The 24,996-nt window shown below is 66.1% G+C and carries 29 protein-coding genes; 11 read left to right on the plus strand and 18 right to left on the minus strand.

Annotated features, from left to right (window positions below; translation table 11 throughout):
• Positions 1-22 precede the first annotated feature (22 nt).
• Together U7114_RS14470 and U7114_RS14475 are read left to right on the plus strand one after the other, a co-directional pair.
• Positions 23-712 (plus strand): CoA transferase subunit B, encoded by a 690-nt coding sequence (locus tag U7114_RS14470; protein WP_157239398.1) that lies wholly within the window; start codon positions 23-25, stop codon positions 710-712.
• Positions 709-1,899, plus strand: a complete 1,191-nt coding sequence (locus U7114_RS14475) for an acetyl-CoA acetyltransferase (protein ID WP_323057739.1) — start codon at positions 709-711, stop codon at positions 1,897-1,899. Before U7114_RS14470 ends, U7114_RS14475 begins: the two co-directional genes overlap by 4 nt.
• A gap of 4 nt (positions 1,900-1,903) precedes the next feature.
• Here the strand turns inward: U7114_RS14475 and U7114_RS14480 are convergent, their stop codons facing one another.
• Together U7114_RS14480 and U7114_RS14485 are read right to left on the minus strand one after the other, a co-directional pair.
• Positions 1,904-2,593 (minus strand): ankyrin repeat domain-containing protein, encoded by a 690-nt coding sequence (locus U7114_RS14480; protein WP_323057740.1) that lies wholly within the window; start codon positions 2,591-2,593, stop codon positions 1,904-1,906.
• A 15-nt stretch (positions 2,594-2,608) separates the two neighbouring features.
• The gene (locus tag U7114_RS14485) at positions 2,609-3,178 is read right to left on the minus strand and encodes a heme-binding protein (protein WP_323057741.1); all 570 of its coding nucleotides are present in this window, start codon (positions 3,176-3,178) and stop codon (positions 2,609-2,611) included.
• 201 nt (positions 3,179-3,379) lie between these two features.
• On the opposite strand from U7114_RS14485, the gene U7114_RS14490 reads away from it, so the two are divergent.
• From U7114_RS14490 to U7114_RS14510, 5 genes are all read left to right on the plus strand, one after another.
• The gene (locus tag U7114_RS14490; RefSeq protein ID WP_323057742.1) at positions 3,380-4,666 is read left to right on the plus strand and encodes a sensor histidine kinase; all 1,287 of its coding nucleotides are present in this window, start codon (positions 3,380-3,382) and stop codon (positions 4,664-4,666) included.
• Positions 4,663-5,289, plus strand: coding sequence for a response regulator transcription factor (locus U7114_RS14495; RefSeq protein ID WP_323057743.1), 627 nt, complete (start codon positions 4,663-4,665; stop codon positions 5,287-5,289). The genes U7114_RS14490 and U7114_RS14495 overlap by 4 nt, the downstream gene beginning before the upstream one ends.
• A gap of 133 nt (positions 5,290-5,422) precedes the next feature.
• Entirely contained in the window at positions 5,423-5,626 is a 204-nt protein-coding gene (locus U7114_RS14500; protein WP_013599688.1) for a cold-shock protein, read from the plus strand.
• Between the two features lie 149 nt (positions 5,627-5,775).
• A complete protein-coding gene (locus U7114_RS14505) occupies positions 5,776-6,135 on the plus strand; it encodes a hypothetical protein (protein WP_323057744.1) in 360 nt (119 codons plus the stop codon).
• A 33-nt stretch (positions 6,136-6,168) separates the two neighbouring features.
• Complete coding sequence (locus tag U7114_RS14510; RefSeq protein ID WP_323057745.1) at positions 6,169-6,987, plus strand: MerR family transcriptional regulator; 819 nt, start codon at positions 6,169-6,171, stop codon at positions 6,985-6,987.
• On the opposite strand, the gene U7114_RS14515 is transcribed toward U7114_RS14510, so the two are convergent.
• Complete coding sequence (locus U7114_RS14515) at positions 6,984-8,174, minus strand: acyl-CoA dehydrogenase family protein (protein WP_323057746.1); 1,191 nt, start codon at positions 8,172-8,174, stop codon at positions 6,984-6,986. The two genes, U7114_RS14510 and U7114_RS14515, sit on opposite strands and share 4 nt — an antisense overlap.
• 91 nt (positions 8,175-8,265) lie before the next feature.
• On the opposite strand from U7114_RS14515, the gene U7114_RS14520 reads away from it, so the two are divergent.
• Positions 8,266-8,772: a MarR family transcriptional regulator gene (locus tag U7114_RS14520; RefSeq protein WP_321215222.1), complete on the plus strand. Its 507-nt coding sequence runs from the start codon at positions 8,266-8,268 to the stop codon at positions 8,770-8,772.
• A 29-nt stretch (positions 8,773-8,801) separates the two neighbouring features.
• Here U7114_RS14520 and U7114_RS14525 read toward each other — a convergent pair whose 3' ends face one another.
• From U7114_RS14525 to U7114_RS14545, 5 genes are all read right to left on the minus strand, one after another.
• Positions 8,802-9,455, minus strand: coding sequence for a DedA family protein (locus U7114_RS14525; RefSeq protein WP_323057747.1), 654 nt, complete (start codon positions 9,453-9,455; stop codon positions 8,802-8,804).
• 75 nt (positions 9,456-9,530) lie between these two features.
• Positions 9,531-10,307 carry an enoyl-CoA hydratase gene (locus U7114_RS14530; RefSeq protein ID WP_321215221.1) on the minus strand — a complete coding sequence of 259 codons (777 nt, stop codon included), beginning with the start codon at positions 10,305-10,307 and terminating at the stop codon, positions 9,531-9,533.
• Positions 10,304-11,329 (minus strand): 3-hydroxyisobutyrate dehydrogenase, encoded by a 1,026-nt coding sequence (mmsB, locus tag U7114_RS14535; RefSeq protein ID WP_323057748.1) that lies wholly within the window; start codon positions 11,327-11,329, stop codon positions 10,304-10,306. Before mmsB ends, U7114_RS14530 begins: the two co-directional genes overlap by 4 nt.
• The gene (locus U7114_RS14540) at positions 11,322-12,449 is read right to left on the minus strand and encodes an enoyl-CoA hydratase/isomerase family protein (protein ID WP_323057749.1); all 1,128 of its coding nucleotides are present in this window, start codon (positions 12,447-12,449) and stop codon (positions 11,322-11,324) included. Before U7114_RS14540 ends, mmsB begins: the two co-directional genes overlap by 8 nt.
• A gap of 11 nt (positions 12,450-12,460) precedes the next feature.
• Positions 12,461-13,960 (minus strand): CoA-acylating methylmalonate-semialdehyde dehydrogenase, encoded by a 1,500-nt coding sequence (locus tag U7114_RS14545; RefSeq protein ID WP_323057750.1) that lies wholly within the window; start codon positions 13,958-13,960, stop codon positions 12,461-12,463.
• Positions 13,961-14,204: 244 nt separating this feature from the next.
• Between U7114_RS14545 and U7114_RS14550 the strand changes: the two genes are divergently transcribed.
• A complete protein-coding gene (locus tag U7114_RS14550; RefSeq protein ID WP_321215217.1) occupies positions 14,205-15,011 on the plus strand; it encodes an exodeoxyribonuclease III in 807 nt (268 codons plus the stop codon).
• 34 nt (positions 15,012-15,045) lie between these two features.
• Positions 15,046-15,945, plus strand: a complete 900-nt coding sequence (locus U7114_RS14555; protein ID WP_321215216.1) for a hypothetical protein — start codon at positions 15,046-15,048, stop codon at positions 15,943-15,945.
• A 23-nt stretch (positions 15,946-15,968) separates the two neighbouring features.
• Here U7114_RS14555 and U7114_RS14560 read toward each other — a convergent pair whose 3' ends face one another.
• The 5 genes from U7114_RS14560 to U7114_RS14580 form a co-directional block, all read right to left on the minus strand.
• Positions 15,969-17,021 carry a LacI family DNA-binding transcriptional regulator gene (locus U7114_RS14560; protein ID WP_321215215.1) on the minus strand — a complete coding sequence of 351 codons (1,053 nt, stop codon included), beginning with the start codon at positions 17,019-17,021 and terminating at the stop codon, positions 15,969-15,971.
• 134 nt (positions 17,022-17,155) lie between these two features.
• The gene (locus U7114_RS14565; protein ID WP_323057751.1) at positions 17,156-17,404 is read right to left on the minus strand and encodes a hypothetical protein; all 249 of its coding nucleotides are present in this window, start codon (positions 17,402-17,404) and stop codon (positions 17,156-17,158) included.
• The gene (locus tag U7114_RS14570; protein WP_157239419.1) at positions 17,401-18,297 is read right to left on the minus strand and encodes a carbohydrate ABC transporter permease; all 897 of its coding nucleotides are present in this window, start codon (positions 18,295-18,297) and stop codon (positions 17,401-17,403) included. Before U7114_RS14570 ends, U7114_RS14565 begins: the two co-directional genes overlap by 4 nt.
• Positions 18,294-19,328 (minus strand): carbohydrate ABC transporter permease, encoded by a 1,035-nt coding sequence (locus U7114_RS14575; protein WP_157239420.1) that lies wholly within the window; start codon positions 19,326-19,328, stop codon positions 18,294-18,296. The genes U7114_RS14570 and U7114_RS14575 overlap by 4 nt, the downstream gene beginning before the upstream one ends.
• Positions 19,329-19,335: 7 nt before the next feature.
• Positions 19,336-20,625, minus strand: coding sequence for an ABC transporter substrate-binding protein (locus U7114_RS14580; RefSeq protein ID WP_157239421.1), 1,290 nt, complete (start codon positions 20,623-20,625; stop codon positions 19,336-19,338).
• 140 nt (positions 20,626-20,765) lie between these two features.
• On the opposite strand from U7114_RS14580, the gene U7114_RS14585 reads away from it, so the two are divergent.
• Positions 20,766-22,583 (plus strand): glycoside hydrolase family 13 protein, encoded by a 1,818-nt coding sequence (locus U7114_RS14585; protein WP_323057752.1) that lies wholly within the window; start codon positions 20,766-20,768, stop codon positions 22,581-22,583.
• 4 nt (positions 22,584-22,587) lie between these two features.
• On the opposite strand, the gene U7114_RS14590 is transcribed toward U7114_RS14585, so the two are convergent.
• From U7114_RS14590 to U7114_RS14610, 5 genes are all read right to left on the minus strand, one after another.
• Entirely contained in the window at positions 22,588-23,199 is a 612-nt protein-coding gene (locus U7114_RS14590; RefSeq protein WP_323057753.1) for a hypothetical protein, read from the minus strand.
• Positions 23,196-23,774: a hypothetical protein gene (locus U7114_RS14595; protein ID WP_323057797.1), complete on the minus strand. Its 579-nt coding sequence runs from the start codon at positions 23,772-23,774 to the stop codon at positions 23,196-23,198. The genes U7114_RS14590 and U7114_RS14595 overlap by 4 nt, the downstream gene beginning before the upstream one ends.
• Positions 23,775-23,848: 74 nt before the next feature.
• Positions 23,849-24,229, minus strand: a complete 381-nt coding sequence (locus U7114_RS14600; RefSeq protein WP_157239424.1) for a hypothetical protein — start codon at positions 24,227-24,229, stop codon at positions 23,849-23,851.
• Positions 24,226-24,417, minus strand: coding sequence for a hypothetical protein (locus tag U7114_RS14605; RefSeq protein WP_104996645.1), 192 nt, complete (start codon positions 24,415-24,417; stop codon positions 24,226-24,228). Before U7114_RS14605 ends, U7114_RS14600 begins: the two co-directional genes overlap by 4 nt.
• Positions 24,414-24,869 carry an Asp23/Gls24 family envelope stress response protein gene (locus U7114_RS14610; RefSeq protein WP_323057754.1) on the minus strand — a complete coding sequence of 152 codons (456 nt, stop codon included), beginning with the start codon at positions 24,867-24,869 and terminating at the stop codon, positions 24,414-24,416. Before U7114_RS14610 ends, U7114_RS14605 begins: the two co-directional genes overlap by 4 nt.
• Positions 24,870-24,996: the final 127 nt, after the last annotated feature.

The following is a 24,996-nucleotide window of genomic DNA, read 5'->3' on the forward strand; positions in this document are numbered from 1 at the left end:
ACCCACCGAGGAGTACACCATCATGGCTTGGACCAGGGATGAAATGGCTGCCATCGCAGCCGAAGAACTGAACGACGGCGACTACGTCAACCTGGGCATCGGCATCCCCACGCTGGTGGCCAACAACCTGCCCGAGGGCGTGCGGGTGGTGCTGCAGAGCGAAAACGGGCTGCTGGGCATGGGACCGTTCCCGTACGAGGGCGAGGAGGACGCCGACCTCATCAATGCGGGCAAGCAGACTGTCACCGTATTGCCAGGCGGGAGCATTTTCGATTCCGCCACCTCCTTCGGCATGATCCGCGGCGGCCACGTGAAGGTCGCCATCCTCGGCGCCATGCAGGTTTCCGGCAGCGGCGATCTCGCCAACTGGACCATCCCCGGCAAGATGGTCAAGGGCATGGGCGGGGCCATGGACCTGGTGGCCGGTACGCCGCGGGTGGTGGTCCTCACCGAACACAACGCCAAGGACGGTTCGGCCAAGATCGTGCGGGAGTGCACGCTTCCGCTGACCGGCCTCGGCGTGGTGGACCGGATCATCAGCGACCTCGCAGTGTTTGACCTTGTGAAGAACGGGCAGGCACCAGGGGGCGGCCGGCAGCTCACGCTGACCCGCCTCGCGCCAGGGGTCACCGTGGAGGAGATCCGCGAAAAGACGGAAGCGGAGTTCGCTGTCGCACTGGAAGAAGCAGCCCTGGAAGGAGCCTCAGCATGAGCCTCAAGGAACAGTTCGGCAAGGATGTCCTGCTCACGGGCTGGGGCCACAGCCGATTCGGCAAACTGACGGACGAGACCCTGGAATCCCTGATCGTCCAGGTGTCCGCCGAGGCCATCAGCAATGCCGGCATCGAGCCCGGCCAGATCGACGAGATTTACCTCGGGCAGTTCAACTCCGGCATGATGCCGCTGGCGTTCCCGTCGTCGCTGGCGCTGCAGGTCTCCCCCGACCTGGCGAACGTCGCCGCCACGCGTGTGGAGAACGCCTGCGCCTCTGGTTCCGCTGCCTTCCAGCAGGGCACCAAGTCGCTGCTGGCGGGCACGGCCAAGACCGTGCTGGTGATCGGCGCGGAGAAGATGACCCATGCGGGCGCCGAAGTTGTGGGGGCGGGTCTGCTGGGCGCCGACTATGACATGGCCGGCAAGGCGTCCACCACTGGATTCACCGGGCTCTTTGCCGAGGTGGCCAAGCACTACGGGAAGCGGTACGGCGACGGGAACCTGGGCGACGTCCTGGGCAGTATCGCCGCCAAGAACCACCGCAACGGCGTGGACAATCCCTATGCCCAGCTCCGCAAGGACCTCGGCGAGGACTTCTGCCGCACCGTCTCGGACAAGAACCCCATGGTGGCCGATCCCCTGCGCCGCACGGACTGTTCCCCCGTCTCGGACGGTGCCGCCGCCGTCGTGCTGTCAACCTCCGCAACCGGCGGTGCCACTGCGCCCGTGCGGCTCGCAGGCTTTGGCCACGCGAACGATTTCTTCCCCGCGGCCCGCCGTGACCCCGTGGCCTTCGAGGCCACCCGCGCCTCGTGGCAGCGCGCGCTGGCGATGGCCGGCGTCGGGCTGGCGGACCTGGACTTCGCCGAAGTCCATGACTGCTTCACCATCGCCGAACTGCTGATGTACGAGGCCATGGGCCTGACGGAGCCCGGCCAGGGCGCCCGGGCCATCGAAGAAGGCTGGGTGTACAGGGACGGCAAGCTGCCCGTCAACGTCTCTGGCGGCCTCAAGGCGAAGGGCCACCCCGTGGGTGCAACCGGAGTCTCCCAGCACGTCATCGCCGCCATGCAGCTCACGGGGACCGCGGGCGACATGCAGCTCGCGGCCCCCCGCCGGGCTGCCGTCCAGAACATGGGCGGCGTGGGCATCGCCAACTACGTCAGCGTGCTCGAGGCCGCCTAAACTCCTAGCCGCGGTGACGGAGCAGGTTGGCGATCTCCGTGAAGCCCAGGCGTTCGGCATTCTGGAGGGGGGTCCTGCCCTCCGGATCGCGGATTTCCGGGTCGGCGCCGGCTGCAAGGAGAAGCCTGACCACCTCCTGCTGGCGGGGACTGCCGCTGTTCAGCAGGATGGCCTCCTGCATGGCGGTCCAGCCCAGGTTGTTGACGTGGTTGACAGGCACGCCGGCGTCGATCAGGATCCGGACAGTGTCCACGTGGCCGTGCTCGCTGGCCGGGATCAGTGCGGTGCCGCCGTAACGGTTGGTGCTGGCGACGTCGGCTCCGGCCGCCAGCGTCAATCTGAGCACCTCGTCGAATCCTTCGGCCCCCGCGTACAGGAAAGCCGAGTCCTGGAGTGCGTCCTTGGCGTTGACGTTCCCGCCGCGGCGAATCAGCTCCCTGACCAACGGGACGTCGTTGGCCTTGGCAGCAGTGACGAGGTCCTGGTCGAGTTGCGCCTGTTCCCCGGCGGACAGGGCCGGCGGGGGAGGCGCGGCGGGCGCCGTTGCAGGAGGCCCCCCTTTCGTGCTTTCAGGGGACGACGGCGGAGCAGCCTGCGGCGGCCGGGCCTCCTTCGGCCCCGCCTGGCACGCCGTCATGGACAAGGCCAGGGAAAGGACCAGGCCAAGCGCCCCGGACCTCAAAACCGGCATCATTCCGCGCCGCCCAGCCTACTGGCCGGCAGCAGCAGCAGCGATGGCATCAGCGCCGGCTGCAGCACAGGCTTCATCCAGGGCACCGTCCGGAGCGCCGCCGACGCCGATGCCGGCCACCGAAACACCGTTAACCTTCAGCGGGAGGCCGCCGGCCAGGAAGAGCGTGCCCGGAAGGTCCGCGATGCTGGGGCCCGTTCCGTTGATCCGCTTGGCGAGCTCGCTGGTGGGGGTCCCGAAGGCTGCCGCCGTGTAGGCCTTCTCCCGGGCGGCCTCAATCGTGTGTTCGGCCGCATTGTCGCCCCGCAGGAGTGCCTGTACGGTCCCGAAGCGGTCCACCACCGCCACAGTCACGAACGGCAGGTTGTCCGCCTGGCACTTAGCCAGCGCGGCCTGGACAGCCTTGGCCGAGGCGCCCACCGAAATGCGGTTCTGCTGCACCACGTTGGCGGGCACAGGCTGGATGTCAACGGCGGGGACGGCCGACGGGGCAGGCCCGGCGCCCGCATTCGCGGCAGCCGTCACCCCGGCGGTCAGGGCAAGGGCGCCGGCGGCTGCCGCGGCGACTACTTTTGTGGACTTTTTCATGGTGTTTCCTTTGGTCGGCCATCGCTTGAAGCGGGTACGTTTTCCATCCTTCCGCCCCGGATGCCTCCTGCCATCGGGCCTTCGGCTGCTTACCGCTGCTCCATAAAGCCAGCCGTATCAGCCAAAAGGCGGAGAGACGCCGCAGGGACCCGGGCAATAACATGGTGGATACCGTTCCTTCCATCCCGAACCGGAATCCCCATGCCCACCCGAGCGTCCGTTCCATCCCCGGCCGAGGCCTCCGCAGAGAGCCAACCACCCTCCCTGGTCCGGTCCAGCACCCCGTCCGCTGTACCGTCCGCAGGCGGCCTGCCGGGCCGGGCGTCCCTGGCCGGCATCGGCTTGGCCGTTCATCTTGGCTTCGCGCTGCTGCTGGTGGCGTCGCTGGTCCGCTACGTGATGCGGCACAGCCCGGCGGACAACCTGATGGTCCTCGGACTGGCCGCCGTCGCCTGCCTGTTGTACGCCGTCGTGGCCGTGCTGGCCCGGCGCGGGCACCCCGGGGCTCCATGGATGTTCGCCCTGGTGGCAGTCTGGGCAGTCCTGGTGGTTGCAGCTCCGAGCTTTGCCTGGTGCTCGTTTGCGCTCTTCTTCCTCAGCCGCTACGCCCTGGCCGGCGCCGCGGCGTACGCCGCGGCTGGAATCACGGCCGCTGCCACCGCTGCCGGCCTGTTCCGGATGAGCGGCGGCACGGACCTGGCCATGCTCCTCGGCCCGCTGGCCGTGGGCGCCATGCTGACGCTCATCTATGACCGGATCCAGCACGACGCCGAGGAGCAGCGCCGCCTTCACGCCGAGGTTTCACTGGCCCAGGAACAGCTGGCGGCGAGCGAGCGGCGCGCGGGCACCATCGCCGAGCGGGAACGGGTCTCCCGGGAAATCCACGACACCGTCACCCAGGGGTTGGCCAGCAGCCTGCTCCTTCTCGAGGCCGCAGGGCGGGCCTGGCCAAGTGACGCGGCGCGGCGGGATCTCCGCGAAGCCACTGCGCTGCTGCGGGGCAACCTGTCCGAAACCCGCAGCCTGGTGCACGAGCTCGCGTCCCCGGGCCTGGACGCGTCCCCGCTGCCCGAAGCCCTGCTCCTCGCGGCACGGCAATATGTTCCGGAGGCCAGGCTCCTCGTCACCGGGGAGCCACGTCCTGTGTCCCCGGAGGTCCGCCACGCGCTGCTGCGGGTAGTGCAGAGCGCCGCCTCCAACATCCGGCTGCACGCCTCCGCGGGCGCAGCCGCCGTGACCCTCGGCTTCCTTCCGGAGGCGGTCACCCTGGACATTTACGACGACGGCGCAGGCTTCGACCCGGCGGCGGCAGCACCGCCGTCGGACGCCGGCGGTTATGGGCTGCGGGCCATGCGGCAACGGGTGGAGCAGCTGGGCGGCGTTCTTTCGGTGCAAAGCGCGCCCGGGGAAGGGACCATCGTGGCCGCCCAGTTGCCTTTGCCCTCCGCCGGACAGGGCACTGCGGACACTGCAGGGGCCCCGGCATGAGAACGATCACCGTCCTGCTGGTGGACGACCACCTGGTGGTGAGGAGCGGGCTGCGGGCCCTCCTGGGGACGCAGCCCGACCTGCAGGTGATCGGAGAGGCAGCATCCGGGGAAGAAGCGGTGGAGCGGGTGCAGGAGCACTCCCCTGCCGTGGTGGTCATGGACCTCGCCATGGGCTCCGGCATGGACGGGATCGAGGCCATCAGGAAGATCCGCCAACGCAACAGGGGCCAGGCGATCCTCGTGTTCACCACGTACGACTCCGACGCGGATATTGTGCGGGCAGTCGATGCCGGCGCCATGGGATACCTGCTGAAGGATGCAGCTCCGGAGGAAATCTTCGCTGCCATCCGGGGAGCGGTCCAGGGCAAGAGCGTCATGAGCCCGCCCGTGGCGTCGCGGCTGTTCCAGCAACTGCGCAATCCGGAGGAAATCCTCACTCCCCGGGAGGCCGAACTGCTGAGCCTCCTCACGGAGGGACTGAGCAACCGCGAACTCGGCCGGCGCCTTTTTATCTCGGAAGCCACGGTGAAGACGCACCTGGCCCACATCTACGCCAAGCTCGGGGTGGACACCAGAGCGGCCGCAATTGCCACCGCCATCCGACGCGAAGGCATGCGTTGACCTCGCCAAATGTTGCCCAACCCTTGCAAGCGCGGCTTCCGCCCCGTACGTTGGGGACTGCGGGGGACGTTCTCCGCGCACTTCGGGCTTATTGCCCGGGGAGAGAATCAGAGTCACACGAAGGAATGCAGCCATGGCAACAGGCACAGTTAAATGGTTCAACGCCGAAAAGGGTTTTGGCTTCATTGCCCCCGATGACGGGTCCGCTGACGTTTTCGCCCACTACTCGGCAATCGCCAGCAGCGGATACCGTTCACTCGATGAGAACCAGAAGGTTGAATTCGATGTGACCCAGGGCCCCAAGGGCCCGCAGGCAGAGAACATCCGCCCGCTCTAAGGCTTAGGTGACCTCCGGCTCTGCCGGGGAAACCCTGTACCAGGCAGCGGCCCCTTCAGCATCATGCTGGAGGGGCCGCTGTTTTGCTCCCCCACGTCAGCCCCGTCGCTTCTCCCCCGATTCCGGCTGGGGTTTGGGACAATTGGAGGGTGACGGGACAGGACCAGGGCCAGGATCCCTGGGAGGAGTTCGACAGGCTGGGACCGGCCGTGCCTGACCGCGTTCCCGGGCACCCCGGCGGGGAACCCCTCGGCTTCGGTTTCCGCACCGGCGTGCGCAGCGCACGCGTCGCCATCGGATTTGCCGTCTACACCCTCGCGCTGGGGACCATCCTGGCCCTGACCGGATGCATCTTTTTCGCCGCCCGCGGGCAATGGCTGCTCGTGGGACTGATGCTCGCCATCGAGGCAGTCTTCATTTTCGCGTTCAGGAGGCTTGTGGCGCAGGCCCGGAACCGGTCAGCCCGGCACCGTCCGCGCGGCCATGGTTTTCCCGAACAACCTGCTTGACCTTGACGCAGCGTCAACCCCTACGCTCGAAGCATGGATGCAGCGGAAGGTAAGGCCGGCACGGACTGGGCCATCCAGGACATCGCCAGGATGGCCGGAACCACCAGCCGTACGCTGCGCCATTACGGCGACATTGGGCTGCTGAAGCCCAGCCGCGTGGGCAGCAACGGCTACCGGTACTACGACGCCGCCGCCCTCCTGCAACTGCAGCGGATCCTCCTCCTGCGGGAGCTTGGGCTGGGCCTGCCGGCCATTGCCGAAGTCTTCCGCCGGCAGACAGACGCGGTCGAAGCGCTCAGCCACCACCTGGAGTGGCTGGGCCAGGAACAGGATCGGCTTTCGCGGCAGATGGCGTCCGTCCGGCAAACAATCGAAACGATTAAAAGAGGAGGCGGGATGGTGGCGGAAAAGATGTTCGACGGCTTTGACCACACACAGTACAAGGACGAGGTGGAGGAGCGCTGGGGCAAGGATGCCTACGCAAAGAGCGATGCCTGGTGGCGGGGCATGGATGCAGCGGGGAAACAGGAGTGGAAGTCCGCTGCTGAAAAGCTCGGCGGCGACTGGATCGCCGCGGCAGGTTCAGGGGCCGCCCCGGATGGCGCTGAGGCCCAGGACTTGGCCCGGCGGCAGGTCGAATGGCTGTCAGCCATTCCCGGGACACCCGCAGCCGGGCAAGGCGGGGACCTCAAGGGGTACGTGACCGGACTGGCGGAAATGTACGTGGCCGATGCCAGGTTCGCCGCCAATTACGGGGGTGAAGAAGGGGCGGCGTTTGTTCGTGACGCACTGCTGGTGTACGCCGACAGGAACCTCCAGGACCCGGCCCCGCCAACAGGAGGGGCCCGCTAGACGAAGGCCGACTTCCCGGTGACGGCACGCCCCACAATGAGGGAATTGATCTCGTAGCTGCCCTCGTAGGTGTAGAGGATTTCAGCGTCACCGAAGAGCTTGCCCATCTCATAGTCGGCACTGATTCCGTTGCCGCCCAGCAAGGACCGTCCCATGGCCACCGATGCCCGGGCAAGCCTGGTGGTGGTGGCCTTCGCCATGGCGGCCTGCGCCATCTCCAGCTTCCCCTCCTCCTGGATGCGGGCCAACTGCACCATAAGCGCCAGCGAGGCGGTGGCATTGCCCAGGATGTCAGCGAGCTGTTGCTGGACCAGCTGGAACCGCGCCAGCTCCCGGCCGAACTGCCGGCGGCTCAGCGAGTAGGCCCGCGCAACGTCGAACGCGGCAAGCTGGATTCCGGCGGCCTGCCAGCCCACCCAAGCGCGGGAGTCCCGGAGCAGGTCGTTCGCCTTGGCGAAGTCGGTGGCCCCGGGCAGCAGGTTGGAAGCCGGGATGCGGACGTCGCGCAGGGTGATGTCTGCGTTCTGCATGATCCGCAGGCCTATCTTGTTGCAGATCTTGGTGGCTGCATAGCCGGGCCGGTCCGTCTCCACAATGAAGGCCTTGACCTGCTGGTCTGCCATGTCCCGGGCCCACACCAGGGCAAAGTCTGCGATGGTTCCTGCACCGATCCAGCGCTTGGCGCCGTTCAGGATCCATCCATCGCCGTCCAGCCTGGCGGACGTCTCCAGCCCTCCGGAGATGTCGGAACCATGGCCAGGTTCCGTCAGGGCAAAGGCCCCCAGGCTGGTAAAGGCTTCCAGTCCCGGCAGCCAGCGGCGCTTCTGCTCCTGGGAGCCCAACTCGTTGAGGGTGCCCACGATCAGTTCATTGTGGATCCCGGCCAGCGCCGAGAGGGACACATCCGCCCGGGCCATTTCCACGTACATGAGGCCCTTGAAAAGAACCGAACTGCCGTCCACCTGAAGCGCGCCGAGGCCATGCCTGCCCAGTTCCACCAGCAGGCCGAAGGGGAACTCTTCGCGGTTCCAATACTGGATGGACTGTTGGCGCACCCGTGCCTGCAGGAATTCGCGGACGCTGAGGAACCTCTCGCGTTCGTGGTACGGCAGGAGGTCCGCCACGTACATCAGGTCCGCGTCAGGAAAAGGCAGCGCGTCGGCGGGACCTTGCGGCTGCACTGGCATAAGTCCCCTCCGCTCACGTAACCGTTGGATGTCCTAGTATATTCACAAGGCCAGGAAAAGTGAGCCACGTCACCACGAGGAAAGGTGTTCCATGCCTGCCCCGCTCTCCCGCGATCCCATTGCCGAAGCCCAGCGGAACTGGGAAGAACACGGCTGGGGAGATGTGGCCGCTCCGATGGCGGCCATAACGGCCATCATGCGCACCCAGCAGATCCTGCTGGCCAGGATCGAGTCCATCCTCAAACCGTTCGGCCTCACGTTTGCCCGCTATGAACTCCTGGCGCTGCTGAGCTTCGCCAGGAAGGGTTCGCTTCCCATGAACAAGGCGAGCGCCCTGTTGCAGGTCCATCCCACGTCCATCACCAATGCAGTGGACAGGCTGGAACGCGCCGGCCTGGTGGCCCGCTTCCCGCACCCCACGGACGGCCGGACCACGCTGATCGAACTCACCACCGAGGGGCGCACCCTGGCCAAGCGTTCGACGGCGGCCCTCAACGCCGAGGTGTTCAGCGCCCCCGGCTTTGATCCCGGCGACGTGGAGCACTTGATCCGGATCCTCCGGGCCTTCCGCCGGAACGCCGGCGATTTTGAGGATTGAGGATCATGCGGGTCTAGGGGAAATTCTGGTCAGCGTCGATACTTTTCCCGCTTGAACCGCCGGACCACGAGGGCGGCCACGGCAATCGCCAGGGCAGCGTAGACCGCGTAGTTCAGGAACTTGGAGTACTGCTCGATGAGCTGGTACTGGGTGCCCAGGAGGTACCCCAGGCCAATCAGTGCCCCGTTCCACAGACCGCTGCCGGCCAGGGTGAACAGGCTGAAGGTGCCCATGGGCATGCGCGATGCCCCTGCCGGGAGCGAGATCAGGCTGCGGATGCCGGGGAGCAGCCTGCCGAAAAAGATCGATGACCTGCCGTGGCGGCGGAACCAGCCTGCCGCGTGTTCAAAATCCTCCCGGTCCACCAACGGAAGCCTGGACAACCCCCGGATGGAGCGCTCCAGGCCCAGCCTGGCGCCAAGCCAATAGAGGAACAAGGCACCGAGGTAGGCCCCAAGCGTGCTTGCCACGAACACCATTACCAGGTTCAGGGACCCCTGCTTGGCAAGGTAGCCGGCCAGAGGCAGGATCACCTCACTGGGGATGGGCGGCACCACAGTTTCGGCGAGGGTAAAAGCACCTACGCCCCACTCGCCAAGCTGCTCTATGGCGCGGGCGGCGACGCCTACCAGGCCGGTGAGGTTATCCGTCGAGCCGCCTGCATCCCCCGCCAATGCCCACATGCCACTCCCCCATCCGGTTCAAGGTTGCCCTGCCTTGTTTACCTTAGGCACCTGTGAACAGGCTGGGACCTATCCTTACCGGTGCCTGAACTCCGGCTGGCGCTTCTCGCTGAATGCCGCCATGCCTTCCTTCTGGTCCTCTGTGGCGAAGAGGGAGTGGAACAGCCTGCGCTCGAACAGGACACCCTGGGCCAGCCCGGTTTCGAAGGCGGCGTTCACGGCTTCCTTCGCCACCATGGCCGCGGGCTTGGACTTTGACGCGATCACATCAGCGGCCTTGAGGGCCTCCTCCACGACATCCTCGGCAGGCACCACCCGGGACACCAGGCCGCAGCGGTCCGCCTCCTCCGCTCCAATGAACCGTCCCGTAAGGATCAGGTCCATTGCCTTGGCCTTGCCCACCGCACGGGTCAGCCGCTGCGAACCGCCCATGCCCGGCAGGACGCCCAGGTTGATCTCCGGCTGGCCGAACTTGGCGTTGTCCCCGGCGATGATGAGGTCGCACATCATGGCCAGCTCGCATCCGCCCCCCAGTGCGAATCCAGAGACCGCGGCAATGGTGGGAATGCGGAGCCTGGTGAAATCCTCCCAGCCGCGGAACCAGTCGGCTGCATACATATCGATGTAGCTTTGGTCCGCCATCTCCTTGATGTCCGCCCCGGCAGCAAAGGCCTTGCCGGAACCCGTGATGACCACGGCTCCCACGCCCGGATCTGCGTCCATGATCCTCACGGCGGACACGAGTTCCTCCATGGTGTCCTTGTTGAGGGCATTAAGCGCGTGCGGCCGGTTCAGCGTCACCAGCCCTACCCGGCCCCGCTGTTCCACGAGGATGTTCGTGTATTCCGTCACTCCGGGCTCCCGTCGTCCTGCGCGGCACTGCGTGCTGCGCTTGGTGGTGCACCGCCTGACGCGTCCTGCAGTGCACTGGTTCTTGAGTTGTCTGGTTCCGCGCCGTCCGGGCGCCCGGACACGTTGCGGATGTCCGTGATGATGCCCGAGAAGTCCCTGCCGGCGCCCTCCCCCGCGGCAAACGTATCGTAGATTTCTGCTGCAAGCGGGCCCATCCGCGCCGCCACCCCGGTGCTTTTGAGCGCGTTGAGGGCGAGGTTGAGGTCCTTTGCCATGAGGGCTCCGGCAAAACCGGGCTGGTAGTCGCGGTTGGCAGGGCTCGTGGGAACGGGGCCGGGGACCGGGCAGTTGGTGGTGAGCGCCCAGCACTGCCCGGACGCTGCAGACGCCACATCAAACAGCGCCTGGTGGCTCAGGCCCAGCTTCTCCCCCAGGACGAAAGCTTCGCTGACGGCGATCATGGAAACACCGAGGATCAGGTTGTTGCAGATCTTGGCAGCCTGGCCCGCGCCGTGCCCCCCGCAGTGCACCGCGCGCTTGCCCATGACGTCGAGCAGCGGACGGACGTGCTCGACGTCCTCGTCCTCCCCGCCGACCATGAAGGTCAGGGTGCCGGCTTCCGCGCCCACCACGCCGCCCGAGACCGGAGCGTCCACTGACCGGTGGCCGGCGCCCACAGCGAGGGCTGCCGCTTCGCGGGCCTCGTCGACGTTGATTGTGGAGCAGTCCAGGAACATGGTTCCGGGCTTCGCCGCCGCCAGCAGCCCCCGTTCTCCGGCGTTGCCGCGGTAGGCATCCAATACATGCCGGCCGCTGGGGAACATGGTGAGGACCACATCCGCGCCGGATACTGCTTCCTCCGCGCTCGCCGCAGTGGGGACGCCGGCGTCCTGGGCGGCTTCAAGGGCTGCCGGCACCACGTCGAAGCCGGTCACGGGGTAGCCGGCCTTCACCAGGTTCACGGCCATGGGCCCGCCCATATGGCCGAGGCCCAGGAACGCCACAGTGTACTTTTCAGGCATGGTCAGGCTCCTTTAGCTGCAGGTCCACGCTGTTAAGGTCCAATTCCCTGCTGCCCAGCGGCTCGAAAAAGCGGGCCACCAGGCCCGGTTCCACCTCGGCCAGGGTGGGCGGCTTCCAGCGGGGGTTCCGGTCCTTGTCCACCACCTGCGCCCGGATGCCCTCCCGGAAGTCCGGCGCAGACAGGAACCGGAGGCCCACGCGGTATTCCTGGGCCAGCGCCTCATCCAGTGTCCTGCCCCTAATCCTGCGCAGGGAGGCCAGCGTGACCTTGACCGACGTGGGCGACTTCGCCTCGATGGTATCGGCGGCCTGCAGGGCTTCGGCGCTCTTGCCCCCTTGGTAGCGGCGCAGGCGCCGCACAATCTCCTCGGCGTCGTCCGAGGCATAGCAGCTGTCGATCCAGTCCCGCTGCCCCTCCAGCACGGAGGGCGGGGCTTCCACCCGGTAACGCCCGACGGCGGCGTCCGCCGTCTCGTCCTCCAGCGCCGCCACCAGGGCAGGCAGCTTTTCGGACGGGACAAAGTGGCTGGCCAGGCCAAGGAACAGGGCGTCCGCTGCGGTCAGATGCGCGCCCGTCAGGGCGGCATGGGTTCCGGCTTCCCCGGGGGCGCGGGACAGGAGGAAGGTCCCGCCCACGTCGGGGGCAAAGCCGATGGTTGTTTCCGGCATCCCCGTCCGGGTGCGCTCGGTAACCACCCGGACGGACCCGTGCGCGGAAATGCCAACGCCCCCGCCCAACACCAGCCCGTCCATCAATGCCACATAGGGCTTGGGATACCGGGCAATGAGGGAATTGACCTGATACTCAGTCTCCCAGAAATGCGCCGTCCTGCCACCGCCCGCCAGCATGTCTTCGTAGATTGCCACGATGTCGCCGCCGGCACAGAGGCCACGGCTGCCGGCGCCCTGCACCAGGACCGTGGCAACGCCGTCGTCGTCCGCCCACAGGGTGAGCTGCTCCAAAAGCGCGCCAACCATCCCCGCCGTAAGCGCATTCACCGCCTTGGGCCGGTTGAGGGTCACCACCCCCAGCCGGCCGCGGCGCTCGAACAGCACCTCGGCGTTGCTGCCTGCAGCTCCGGAGGGGCTCCCGGCACCGTCTGCTGCGCTGTTTGCCATGCTGGCCGCCATCAGCTTCCTTCCGGCATCACGAAGCTGGCTCCGTTGCGTATTCCTGACGGCCACCGCGTGGTCACCGTCTTGGTCTTGGTGTAGAAGCGGAACGCGTCCGCGCCGTGTTGGTTGAGGTCGCCGAATCCTGACGCCTTCCAGCCACCGAACGTGTAATACGCGATGGGCACGGGGATGGGCACATTGACGCCCACCATGCCCACGTCCACCCGGGTGGCGAAATCCCTGGCGGCGTCACCGTCGCGGGTGAAAATCGCGACGCCGTTGCCGAACTCGTTGTCAGTGCACAGCCGCAGGGCTTCATCATAATCAGCCGCCCTGACAACGCTGAGGACGGGACCGAAGATCTCATTGCGGTAGATCGCCATGTCCTTGCTGACGTGGTCGAAAAGGGTGGGCCCTATCCAGAAGCCGTCTTCATGTCCCTGCACGCTGAAGCCCCGGCCGTCGGCCAGCAGCGTGGCGCCTTCATCCACCCCTGCCTGGATGTAGCCCTCGATGCGCTCCTTGGCGGCAGCCGTGACCACCGGGCCAAAGTCCGTGTCCTTGTCCAGGCTTGGGCCCACCCTGAGCGCCTTGATCCGTTCCTGGAGCCTGGCCACCAACCGGTTGGCTGTCTCCTCCCCTACCGGCACGGCCACCGAAACAGCCATGCAGCGCTCGCCGGCTGAGCCGTATCCCGCTCCGATGAGGGCGTCGGCCGCCTGGTCCAGGTCCGCATCAGGCATGACCACCATGTGGTTCTTGGCACCGCCAAAGCACTGCGCCCGCTTGCCGTGGGCCGCAGCCGTGGCGTAGATGTACTGGGCCACGGGGGTGGAGCCCACGAACCCCACGGCTTTTACCCGGGGATCCTCGAGCAGGGCGTCCACTGCTTCCTTGTCTCCGTTCACCACATTGAACACCCCGTCCGGAACGCCCGCCTCGGCGTACAGCTCGGCCAGGCGGAGGGGCACGGAGGGATCGCGTTCGGAGGGTTTCAGGATGAAGGCGTTGCCGGCCGCCAGGGCGGAGCCGGACTTCCACAGCGGAATCATCGCTGGAAAGTTGAACGGCGTGATGCCCGCCACCACGCCAAGGGGCTGGCGCAGTGAGTGGATGTCAATCCCCGGGCCCGCATCGGTGGAGAACTCGCCCTTGAGCAAGTGCGGCGCGCCGGCAGCGAACTCCACCACTTCCAGGCCGCGCTGGATGTCGCCTTTCGAATCGGCGAGGGTCTTCCCATGTTCGGAGGAGAGCAGCCGGGCGAGCCCATCGATGTCCTGGTTGACCAGGTCCACGAACCGCAGCATGATCCTGCCGCGCCGCTGCGGGTTCATGGCCGCCCACTCCACCTGCGCCTTTTCCGCGACAGCTACTGCGTTCTGCACCTCGTCCCGGCCGGCGAGCGGCACCCGGGCCTGGACCTCGCCGGTGCATGGATCAAAGACGTCGCCAAATCGGCCTGACAGGCCGGCAGCATGGTGGCCGCCGACAAAGTGGGAGAGTTCGCGGACCATGACTGCAGGCTCCTTCGCATGTGATCCAGGTCATTCCTGTTTGCGAATATACTCGGACTTCCTACTAATTTCCATACGCGCCGCCCTGGCCCGTGGCAGTGTGGCGGTCTGCGCCGTCGTGCGGCACAGTGGTGCCCGATTCCGGCGGATTGGACTCAACGCGCGGGCGTGTCCGCCCCGTTGTGCCCCGTTTCGGAGCCCTGCCCCGGTCCGCATCTCCGGCGCTCAAGGTAGGTTAGGAACTGTGAAGATTGCTACCTGGAACGTGAACTCCCTCCGTGCCCGCGCCGACCGCGTCGAAGCCTGGCTTCAGCGCAGCGACTGCGATGTCCTGGCCATCCAGGAGACCAAGTGCAAGGATGAAAACTTTCCGTGGGAACTCTTTGAGCGGATGGGCTACGAGGTTGCCCACTTCGGCGTCAACCAGTGGAACGGGGTGGCCATCGCTTCCCGCGTGGGGCTGGACGACGTGGAGCGCACCTTCCTGGACCAGCCCTCGTTCGGCAAGGCCGGCAAGGACCCCGTGCAGGAGGCCCGGGCCATGGCCGCCACCTGCGCCGGTATCCGCATCTGGAGCCTCTACGTCCCCAATGGCCGTTCCCTGGACGACGAACACATGCCGTACAAGCTCAAGTGGCTGGAGAGCCTGAAGACGCACGCCCAGGAACTGGTCACGCAGAACCCCGAAGCCCAGGTGGCCCTGATGGGCGATTGGAACATCGCCCCGTTCGACGAGGACGTCTGGGACATCGACCTCTTCGTCAACAACCGGTACACCCACGTCAGCCCGCCCGAGCGAGCCGCCTTCCACGCCTTCGAGTCGGCAGGCTTCACCGACGTAGTGCGCCCCTACACCCCGGGCCCGGGCGTATACACGTACTGGGACTACACCCAGCTGCGCTTTCCCAAAAAGGAGGGCATGCGGATCGACTTCGTGCTGGCCAGCCCGGCCCTGGCGGCGCGCGTGACCGGCGCTTCGATCGACCGCGAGGAGCGCAAGGGCAAGGGCGCCTCGGACCACGCCCCCGTGCTGGTGGAACTGGCGGACTGATGTCAGCATCCTGGACCCACGTTGGGAGGCCGAGATGACCGGAAACCTCTACCGGGGCCAGGCCGGCCTGCCATTCTCGTCCACCCTGCGTGTCTACGAGCCGCTGGAAGCCTTCCCCGAGGAGCAGCGCCAGGCAATCCAGGCGGAGGGCGCGCGCTCGGCCTCCCGCGCCGCCGTCGAAAATGCGGAACTCCTGGCCTCGCTGGGACGCATCACGCGCTCCGGCGGCGACCCCTTCCCCACGGGACGCACGGACCTGGTCCGTGTCACCACTGCCCCGGCATCATCCGCGGGAACCCCCGGCGAAACATCCGACGACGACAATGCTGACGCGGAGCCGGTGCTGCTGTACTGCCCCAGCCAGTTGGTGCTCAGGGCCGGCCTGGCGGCCAACGCCCTGATGCAGGGCATCCACGGTCCGCTGGCCGAACTGCTGATCCCCGAGGAGCAGCGGGACAAGCATCAGGAACGGATAGACCAGGTCAAAGCCCGCGACGGATCCGTCCGGGTGCACACCCGTGCATCCACTTGGGGGATCCCCTTCAGCTGGTTCTCCCTGTTCATGGAATCGGACCACAAGGACGTGGTGGAGGCCGGCGGCCGGATCGTCACCGTCCGGGTGTGGGCGCCCATTACCGACGCCTTGGAGCGGGCACGCTACGCCGTGGCGAACCTTGCCCTGGCCGCACCGGACCTGGACATGCTGGACGACCTCGCCCAGCTCACCGAATGGCTGGAACTGTTCCACGTCAATTCGATGGTGGAGCTTGACTATGGGGCTGTTGCCGACAAGGTGTACCCGGACGATTCGCCCATGGATATCCGGCTGGGCATTGAGTGCCTCGCCGAGGGGGACATGACCGGCGCCGCTGCAGCCTACCGGCGCCTGGCGTCCCGCTGGATCCCCATCCGCCAGCTGGCGCGCGCTTCCTGACGCCATCCGCGCAGGCCAGTCGTTCAGGACTGGGGCGGCGCCGTGGTCCTTCGGACAATCAGTTCATGGGGCGCGACGGCGGACCGCACGGAGCCGATCTGCCCGTCCAGTTCGTCCAGCAGCATCTTGGTGGCTAGCTCTGCCTGCTCATCGGGCCGCTGGCCAACAGTGGTCAGTCCCATGGCGTCGGCGAAATCGTGGTTATCGATGCCCACCACGGAGAGTTCCTCCGGGACGCGCACGCCGATGCGGGCCGCTTCAAAAATGACGCCCATGGCCATCTCGTCCGAGGCGCAGAAGATGGCAGTCGGCTTTTTCCCCGGCTTGGACCAGAGCCGGCGCAAGGCTTCCTGGCCGCTGCGGACCGTGAAGTCACCCCATTCATCCCACTCGCGGCGGGTGGGGAGGCCGGCGGCCGTCATGACGTCCTTGAACGCAAGGATACGGACCCGGGGAACATCAAAGTTCAGGTCTGTCTCGTCGTCCCCGTGCAGCAGGGCAATATCCCGGTGGCCCAGGTCGATCAGGTGGCGGACGGCAGCAGATGCAGCGGCATAGTCGTCAATGCCGATATAGGCGCACTCTTCGACATGGCCGCCCACCACCACCAGCGGAATGTCGATCTTCTGCAGATGGTCCAGCTCTTCGTGGGTCAGCGCCATACACAACACCAGCAGGGCATCGATCTGCTTATAGACCATGGTCTTGCTGAAAAGCCGCTCCCGGTTGCTCCCGTGTCCACCGAGGTTGAACAGCGAAAGGTTGTAGTTGCGGGCGTGCAGTTCGCGGTCCGCGCCCTCGATGGCCTTGGAAAAGAACCAGCGGCTCACGAACGGGGCAAGCACCCCGATGGTCCTGGTGCGTCCCGTGGCCAGGCCGGACGCGGAGGAGGAGGCAACGTAGCCCAGGTCTCCTGCGACGTCGAGGATCTTTTGCCGCGTTGCCGGGGACACCCGGGGCAGTCCCCGGACCGCCCGGGACACGGTGGCGGTGGACACTCCTGCGGCGGCCGCTACGTCTTCAATGCTGACCCCGCTGTGGCCTCCCCGTTGAGACCTTTCAGTTGTGCGTGCCACGGTGTCCCCTCATGTACTCCCTGCAGGTGTCCGCCCTGCTTAATGCGATACCGCCGTGCCAATCGTATTTTGGACACAGTCGTGCATCGCAGTGTTACCGCGCCGGGTGGACGCCGGCAGCGGATCCAGCTGTATCATCTCCGTTCCGGCAGGCGCCGCCGCAGCCGCACCATTCCGTACAGCGCCAAAAGCATTGCCAGCAGGCCCAGTGCCCAGCCAAGGGCGGGCTGCGCAGTCACCTCCATCCAGACGGTGACCACAAGAAGGACCAGTGCCCAGAAGCCGAGGAACCCGATGATGATGTCAAAATCCTCGCCGGACCTCAGGAGCCGGCGGCCACCCCCCGCCCCCGGGGTGCGGGGGCGGGAAGCGTCGCGTGTCACTTGACCGCACCAGCCGTCAGGCCGGCAACGATCTTGCGCTGGAAGACAAGCACCAGGATCACCAGAGGAATGGTGACAATGGTGCCCGCGGCCATGATGGCGGTGTAGGGGATCTGGTTGGGCTGCGCGCCGGCGAAGCTGGCGATGGCAACCGTGACGGGCTTCGTTGCCTCATTCGACAACTGGCTGGCGATGAGGAATTCATTCCAGGAGGAGATGAAGGCCAGGATCGCCGTGGTGAAGATGGCCGGGGCGGCCAGCGGCATGATCACTTTCCGGAACGCCTGGCCCTGCGTGCAGCCGTCAACGCGGGCTGATTCCTCAAGCTCCCACGGCATCTCGCGGAAGAAGGAGGTCAGTGTGTAGACGGTGAGCGGCAGGACGAAGGAGATGTTCGGGATGATCAGGGCCTGGTAGGTGCCCATCCAGCCGATGTTGGTGAAAAGCTGGAACAGCGGGGTGATCAGGGCAACACCGGGGAACATGGAGGCGCCCAGGATGAACCCCAGCACGAGGTACTTGAACCGGAAGTTCAGGCGTGCCAGTGCATAGGCGGCGAAGACGCCGATCACCAGCGAGATCACCGTGACCGTCACACCGATAATGATGCTGTTGCCAAGGGCCCGGCCGAACTGGTTGCCGAAGGACGTATCGAACGCAGTGGTGAAGTTGTCCATGGTCACGTGCGTCGGCCAAGGCGTTGTGTCGTAGGTGAAACCGACCTCGCGGAACGCCGTCACCACCATCCAGTAAGCCGGTGCAAGGCACCAGATCAGGATCACGACGGCGCTGATGTACGTACGGGCGCTCGCCCACTTTTCCCGGGTCTGGGCGGCCTTGCGGCCCTTGTCCTGCTGCGCCCGCAATGCCGTGGAGGCAGTTGTGGTTGTCATTTCTTCCCCTTACCGGTGGCTCCGCTTTGTTCCACGACGTTCGCACCGAGGAAGCGGACGAAGATGAATGCGACCAGGAAAATGATGATGAACGTAATGGTGGACAAGGCAGCTGCCGAGTTGAACCCTTGCCTGATCTGGTTGATCACCAGGATGGACAGTGTGGTGGTGTTATTGGCACCGCCGGTCAGGATGTAGGGAAGGTCGAACATACGCAGGGCATCCAGGGTGCGGAACAGGATGGCCACCATCAGCGCGGGCTTCACCAGCGGAAGCGTGATGAGGCGGAAGCGCTGCCAGGCACTTGCGCCATCGACCTTTGCGGCCTCGTAGACCTCTGCCGGGATCATCTGCAGGCCGGCCAGGATCAGCAGCGCCATGAACGGCGTGGTTTTCCAGGTGTCTGCGATGATCACTGCCCACTTGGCCGGCCACTCGCTGCCTGTCCACAGGATGGAAACGTTGAACAGCTTGTTGATGATGCCGTTGAAGTCGAACATGAAGAGCCACAGCTGGGCCGTGACAGCGGTGGGGATGGCCCACGGAACGAGGACGGCTGCGCGGACCAGGCCGCGGCCCTTGAACGTCCGCGCCATGATCATGGCCATCCAGAAGCCAAGCACTGTCTCAAAGGCCACGGTGATGACCGTAAAGAGGAAGGTGGTTCCGGTGGCGGTCCAGAACTGGCCGCCAAGGGTGCCCGGCGGGCAAGCGACGGTACCACCGTTCGGGGCGGCACACTGCTGCCCCAGCCAGTTGACGTAGTTTTGGATACCCGCTGGGCCCCCGGCCGTGAACAGCCCGGTGACCGGGTCCAGCCCCGCATCCTTCTGGAAGGACATCACAATGGCGCTGATGATGGGGTAAACAATGACGATGCCCAGGGCAATGATCGTGGGAGCCAACAGCCAGGAGGCCCATTTGCCCTGGCTGAGGATCGCGTTGTCTTCGCCTACACCTTTGGGACCGTGGTGTACATCGGGGGCGCCCGACGCCGGCTTTACCGGCGTCGGGCCCAATTCGGTTGCCATGGCTAAACTACGATCCTGCGCCAGCGGACTCGATGGACTTCTGCATGTCAGACAGCGCGTCCTTGGCCGGCTTCTCACCCTTCAGTGCAGCGTAGGCGTTTTCCTGGATCGCCTGCGTAACAGCCGGGTAGAACGGGGTTACCGGACGGGGAACAGCGTTCTCGATGGAGGTCTTCAGCACCGGCAGGTACGGAAGCTTGGCAACCAGTTCCTTGTCTTCATACAGTGCACCGAAGACCGGAGCCAGCGAACCCTTCGTGGCGAAGAACTTCTGCTGCTCTTCCGCGATCAGGAACTTCACGAAGTCCAGGGAAGTTGCCTTGTGGTCCGAGTAGACGCTGATGGCTGCGCTGTGGCCGCCGAGGGAGGAGGCACCGGGGCCGTCCTTGCCCGGCAGGGCAGCCATGCCCAGCACGTCCTTCACCTTGGAGGAACCTTCAGTGGTGGCCAGGTTGTAGACGTAGGGCCAGTTGCGGAGGAAGAGCAGCTTGCCTTCCTGGAAAGCGCGGCGGCTTTCCTCTTCCTGGTAGGTGATGGCCTCGGCCGGGATGTTCCCGTTCTTGAAGGCCTCAACCAGGTTGTTCAGGCCCTTTTCTGCCTCAGGGGTGTTCAGGTTCGGCTTGCCCTGGTCATTAAGGACGGATCCGCCGGCCGAGTTGATGGCCTCGGAAGCATTGACCGTGAGGCCTTCATACTGCTTGAACTGTCCCGAGTAGCAGCCCATGTTGTTCTGCTTTGCGATGGAGCACATCCCCATCATCTCGTCCCACGTCTTGGGTGCTTCCGGCACAAGGTCCTTGCGGTAGTACAGGATGCCGCCATCGGAAGACACCGGGGCTGCGTACAGAGTGCCCTTGTACGAACCGGCTTCGACCGTGGGTTCAAGCATTCCCTTGGTTTCTACGGCCATCTTGTCCTTGAGGGGCTGCAGCCACCCCTTGGCTGCGAACTCGGCGGTCCACACGACATCCACGCTTGCCACATCGTAGTCAGCGTTCTTGGCCTGGAAGTTCTGTACCAGGTCGTCATGCTGCTGGTCGGCCTGGTCCGTCTGCTCCTTGAACGTGACCTTCTCGTCCGGGTGGGCAGCATTCCACTTTTCGATCAGGGGACGCACCACATTGCTGTTGTCTTTGCCTTGGACGTACGTAATGGGACCCCGGCTGTCTAGGTTCTTTTCGGCGTCGGTACCGCCGCCGCCAGTGGTCCCGCCGCCGCCTCCGCCGCCGCAAGCGGTCAGGGACAGGGCCAGGACACCGGCGGTTGCAGCCGGCAGTAGGAATCTAGGGGTTTTCATTGGCTTGAAGCTCCTCGCTGAGTGACAAGTAAGTCGGCAGTGCGCTTGCTAGGTGAGGTTGATGTGGTGACCATCACACTAGTAAGGTTGCTCGTGGTTATGCAAGCGTTTACATCAAAAAGTTATCTGAGAGGAACCAAATGTCCAACCCGGCCGTTCCTGCCTCCGACGCTTCCCATGAATGGTGGACTGACGCCGTCGTCTACCAGATCTACCCCCGGTCTTTCGCGGACGGCAACGGCGACGGCATGGGCGATTTGCGCGGGGTGATGGACCGCTTGCCCTACCTGGAACGGCTGGGCGTGGATGCAATCTGGCTGTCCCCCTTCTACAAGTCACCGCAGGCCGACGGCGGCTATGACGTGGCCGATTACCGCCAGGTTGACCCCCTGTTCGGGTCCCTGGCGGACTTCGATGCGATGTTGCATGAAACTCACCGGCGGGGCATGAAGGTCATCGTTGACCTGGTCCCCAACCACACCTCTGACGAACACGCGTGGTTCCGGGAGGCCCTCGCTGCGCCGCCGGGATCCCCTGAACGCGACCGTTACATCTTTCGCCCCGGAAAGGACGAAGTACCCGGATCCGGCGACGGCAACCGGGCACCGAACAACTGGAAATCGATTTTCGGAGGACCGGCCTGGACCCGGATCACCGAAGCGGACGGCTCCCCGGGCGAGTGGTACCTCCACCTGTTCGACACGAAGCAGCCGGACCTGAACTGGGACAACCAGGAAGTGCAGGAGGAGATGCGCTCCGTACTCCGCTTCTGGCTGGACCGCGGAGCGGACGGTTTCCGGGTGGACGTTGCGCACGGCATGGTCAAGGAGGCCGGCCTGCCCGACTGGGACGGGGTGGCGGCAATGGTTGAAGGCACCTCGGCTGAGGGCAAAGTGGAGGTGCACAGGGAACCGTCGCTGCCAGGCGATGCGCCCGGCGCACATACCAATGCCGAAGAACCCCACCGCGCCGTATCTCCCGTTTATCCGCCGTCGCCCTTCTTCGACCAGGACGGCGTGCACGCGATTTACCGTGACTGGCACCGCGTCCTGTCGGAGTACGGCAGCGACCGGATGATGGTGGCCGAAGCCTGGGTGGAACCCGCGGAACGGCTGGCGCTTTACGTCCGGCCGGACGAAATGCAGCAGGCCTTCAACTTCGACTTCCTGATGGCCGGGTGGGATGCAGAACGAATGTCAGAGGCGATCGACGCATCCTTAAAGGCCGCCGCAGCCGTGGGGGCACCGTGCACCTGGGTGCTGAGCAACCACGACACCGTCCGCCATTCCACCCGGTTCGGCCTCAAGGATCCCACCACCTTTCCCAAGGGCATCGCAGCGGACGATGAGCAGCCGGATGCCGCCCTTGGACTGGCCCGGGCCCGGGCGGCCACCCTGGTGGAGCTGGCGCTGCCGGGTTCCGCCTACCTGTACCAGGGCGAGGAACTGGGGCTCCCTGAGCACACCACGCTCCCCCCGGAGGCCCGCCAGGACCCTACCTTTTTCCGGACGCAGGGGGCAGAAACCGGCCGCGACGGCTGCCGGGTCCCGCTGCCCTGGGTGGCGGAACTACCTGGTTATGGCTTCTCACAGTCCTTCCAGGGCGAAGCGGCCCCGCCCTGGCTTCCGCAGCCCGAAAGCTTCGGTCCGCTCGCAGCGGACCAGCAGGAAATCGAGGAAGGCTCCACGCTGGAGCTGTACCGGGCTGCACTGGCGTTCCGGTCCGCCCGGAACCTGGGCAAGGGTTCCCTTGAATGGGCCGAGGTCCACGCTCCGGAAAGCGGCCTGCTGGGCTTCCACAACGGAGATGTGCTGGTCCTGGCCAACATGGGCTTTGCCTCCGCGCCCATCCCTGAGGGCTATTCCGTGGAGCTGTCCAGCGGCACGGAGCCGGCCTCGGAATGGGGCCAAATGGATGAGGTGCCCGTGGACTGCGCCGTCTACCTCACCCGGAACTAGTCTTTCAGCGGACGCGCTCGGCCCTGCCGAAGCGCGTCCGCGCCCCGGCGCCGATGTGGATGAGGACAGGAATCTTCCTGCCCACCACGGCTTCAAGGGAATCCAGCAGTTCCGCCACCTCAGCTGCGAGCAGGTGCGGTGCCACGCCCTGCCGGGGTAGGAGCCGCACTTTCAAGGCCGGGGACCCCTTGACGTCATAGGTGACCACAGTGGAACCGGCCAGGTCCGGCCGGCCGGCGAGGGCCTGCTTGAGGGCTTGCTCAGCCACTCCCCCGCTGATCCGGACGTCTCCGGGAACGTCGCCGGGATCGTACTCGGCAGCCAGCAGGTTGGAACGGCCCTTGCCCTGCTGCGCGATCCAGGCAACCATAAGGCCGATCAGCAGGAGGAGGGCCAAGGCCACCACAATCCACAGCCAGCTCTCCGAACGGCCAGGGAGACGGGTGGCGTTGAAGGCGCTGTTGGCTGTGTCCCAAAGGCCCGCGGACCAGGAGTGCCACCACGGCCCGACCGCCGGCACCGCTGCCAGCAGCATCAACAGCACTCCTATGGCCAGCAACTTAAGGCCCAGGACAGCGAGCAGGATCCTGTTGAGGAGGCTCGGCGTGCTGTTCATGCCCCGATCACCCCGGACGGCGCCACGTTAATGCGAACCCCGGGTGCGGGATCGAGCCCCATTGCGTTGAGCTCGTCCTGGACCGCGGCGAGCACGCTTTCCTCCCGGACGGGCACGCCGGACGTTGGCCGGACATTCACCACAACCTGCCGCTGCGAGACCACCACCATCACCTGCTCGGGTGTCACGTTGGCGGCCAGGCGGGCCCGCCGGGCCAACGAGGAGGCGATGACCTCATCATCCACCACCACAGCCGGTCCGGCCCCGGCACGTCCGCCGGGCACCAGAAGGTGCCTGGCACGCCGTCCGGGCAGTACTCCGTTGAGGAAGAAGACCAGGCCAACCATCGCCAGCACGGCACCGATCGCGCCCAGCAGCAGCGGGGAAATCCCTGCGGGCAGGGCAACGATGCGCTGTGCCGCCGCTTGGGGATCGATGAGCCACGGAGGCTCGCCAATAACGTGCACGGCAGCTTCCAGGAGTCCGTACGCGGCCAGCACCATGACGACGACGGCGGCGACAGTTGCCATCGCTGCCCGTGATGAATGGGTTTCCCGCCGCAAAATCCGGACCATGTCCGGCCCGTTTGCCCTGCGGACGCGTGACTGCGGGTTCGAAGCTTCAGCGCTGCTCCCCTGCCGGGTTCGGTTCACTGGACCCGCCCCCCTTGGCTGATCCTGACGCCGCTGATCCTGATATCCACCCGGCTCAGCTGTGCGCCGCTGAGCTCGGCCACGGTAGCAAGGATGTGGGCTTTGGCGCTGACGCCACGGTCCCAGATGGAGCCTCCGAAGGCCTCCACCCGGTTGGGGTCGAGGGCTGCCGCCCGCAGCGGCGGTGCGCTGATCGGCGCGACGAGGGACAGTGCCAGCAGGCCGTCGTCGTCAGCCCAGTCCGCCCTGACGTCCTGGGCGTCGACGCCCAGGGCCTGGGCGGCGGCCGCCTTCGCGAGGCTTGTCAGGGCCTGCGTACTGATCCGGTTGTGGCCGTTGAGCACCTGCGCCCGCACGGCCGGCGCGGGCGAACTCATGAGGATGAGCGCCGGCCGATGATGGCATCCAGCACGCCGCGCAGGTCCAGCTTGCCCTCCGCGGCACGGCCCAGCAGCGCCCCGACCGCCATGAAGAGCAGGGATATAAGGAAGCCCCACAGGCCGAACTGCAGGGACATGAAGGCGACGAACGCGCCCATCGCCATACCGGCTACGGTGAGGTTCACAGCAGTGCCTCCCTTTCGGTAGGGCCGGGGGTAGTTGGCTTTACGGGCGGCGGCACGTAGACGTCAGTGACCTCCACGTTGACCTCGATGACCTGGAGTCCCACCAGTTCCTCCACTGCGCGGTAGACGGAGGCCCGGACCTGGTCTGCGAGGGAGTGGAGGGGAGTCCCGTAGCTTGCCACCAGGCTGATGTCCACGGCCACCTGGGTTTCGCCGACTTCCGCATGCACCCCGGCAGCATGGTCCGAACTGCCGACGGCGTCCCGGATGGCGCCCAGTGCGCGTGACGGTCCGGACCCCAGGGAATAGACCCCGGGGACGGCACGGGCGGCGATCCCCGCCACCTTGGCCACTGCTGTTTCGGAGATCACGGTGCGGCCCAGCGCGGACGCCGGGGCCGGCACGGCGCGGCCCTGGACGGCCGCCTCGGGTTGTGGGTTCTGGTATTCCATCAGGCACTCCCCCTTCTGTTGCTCCCAACCCTATCCCTTGCCCGGGGCTTACGGCAGAAGGCAGGCCCCGCGGGGGCCCGCGGACGGGGCCGGGAACATCAGGTCAAGGGTGGAACATCGCGGCAAG

Source organism: Pseudarthrobacter sp. C1, from assembly GCF_034720455.1.
Lineage (GTDB): Bacteria > Actinomycetota > Actinomycetes > Actinomycetales > Micrococcaceae > Arthrobacter.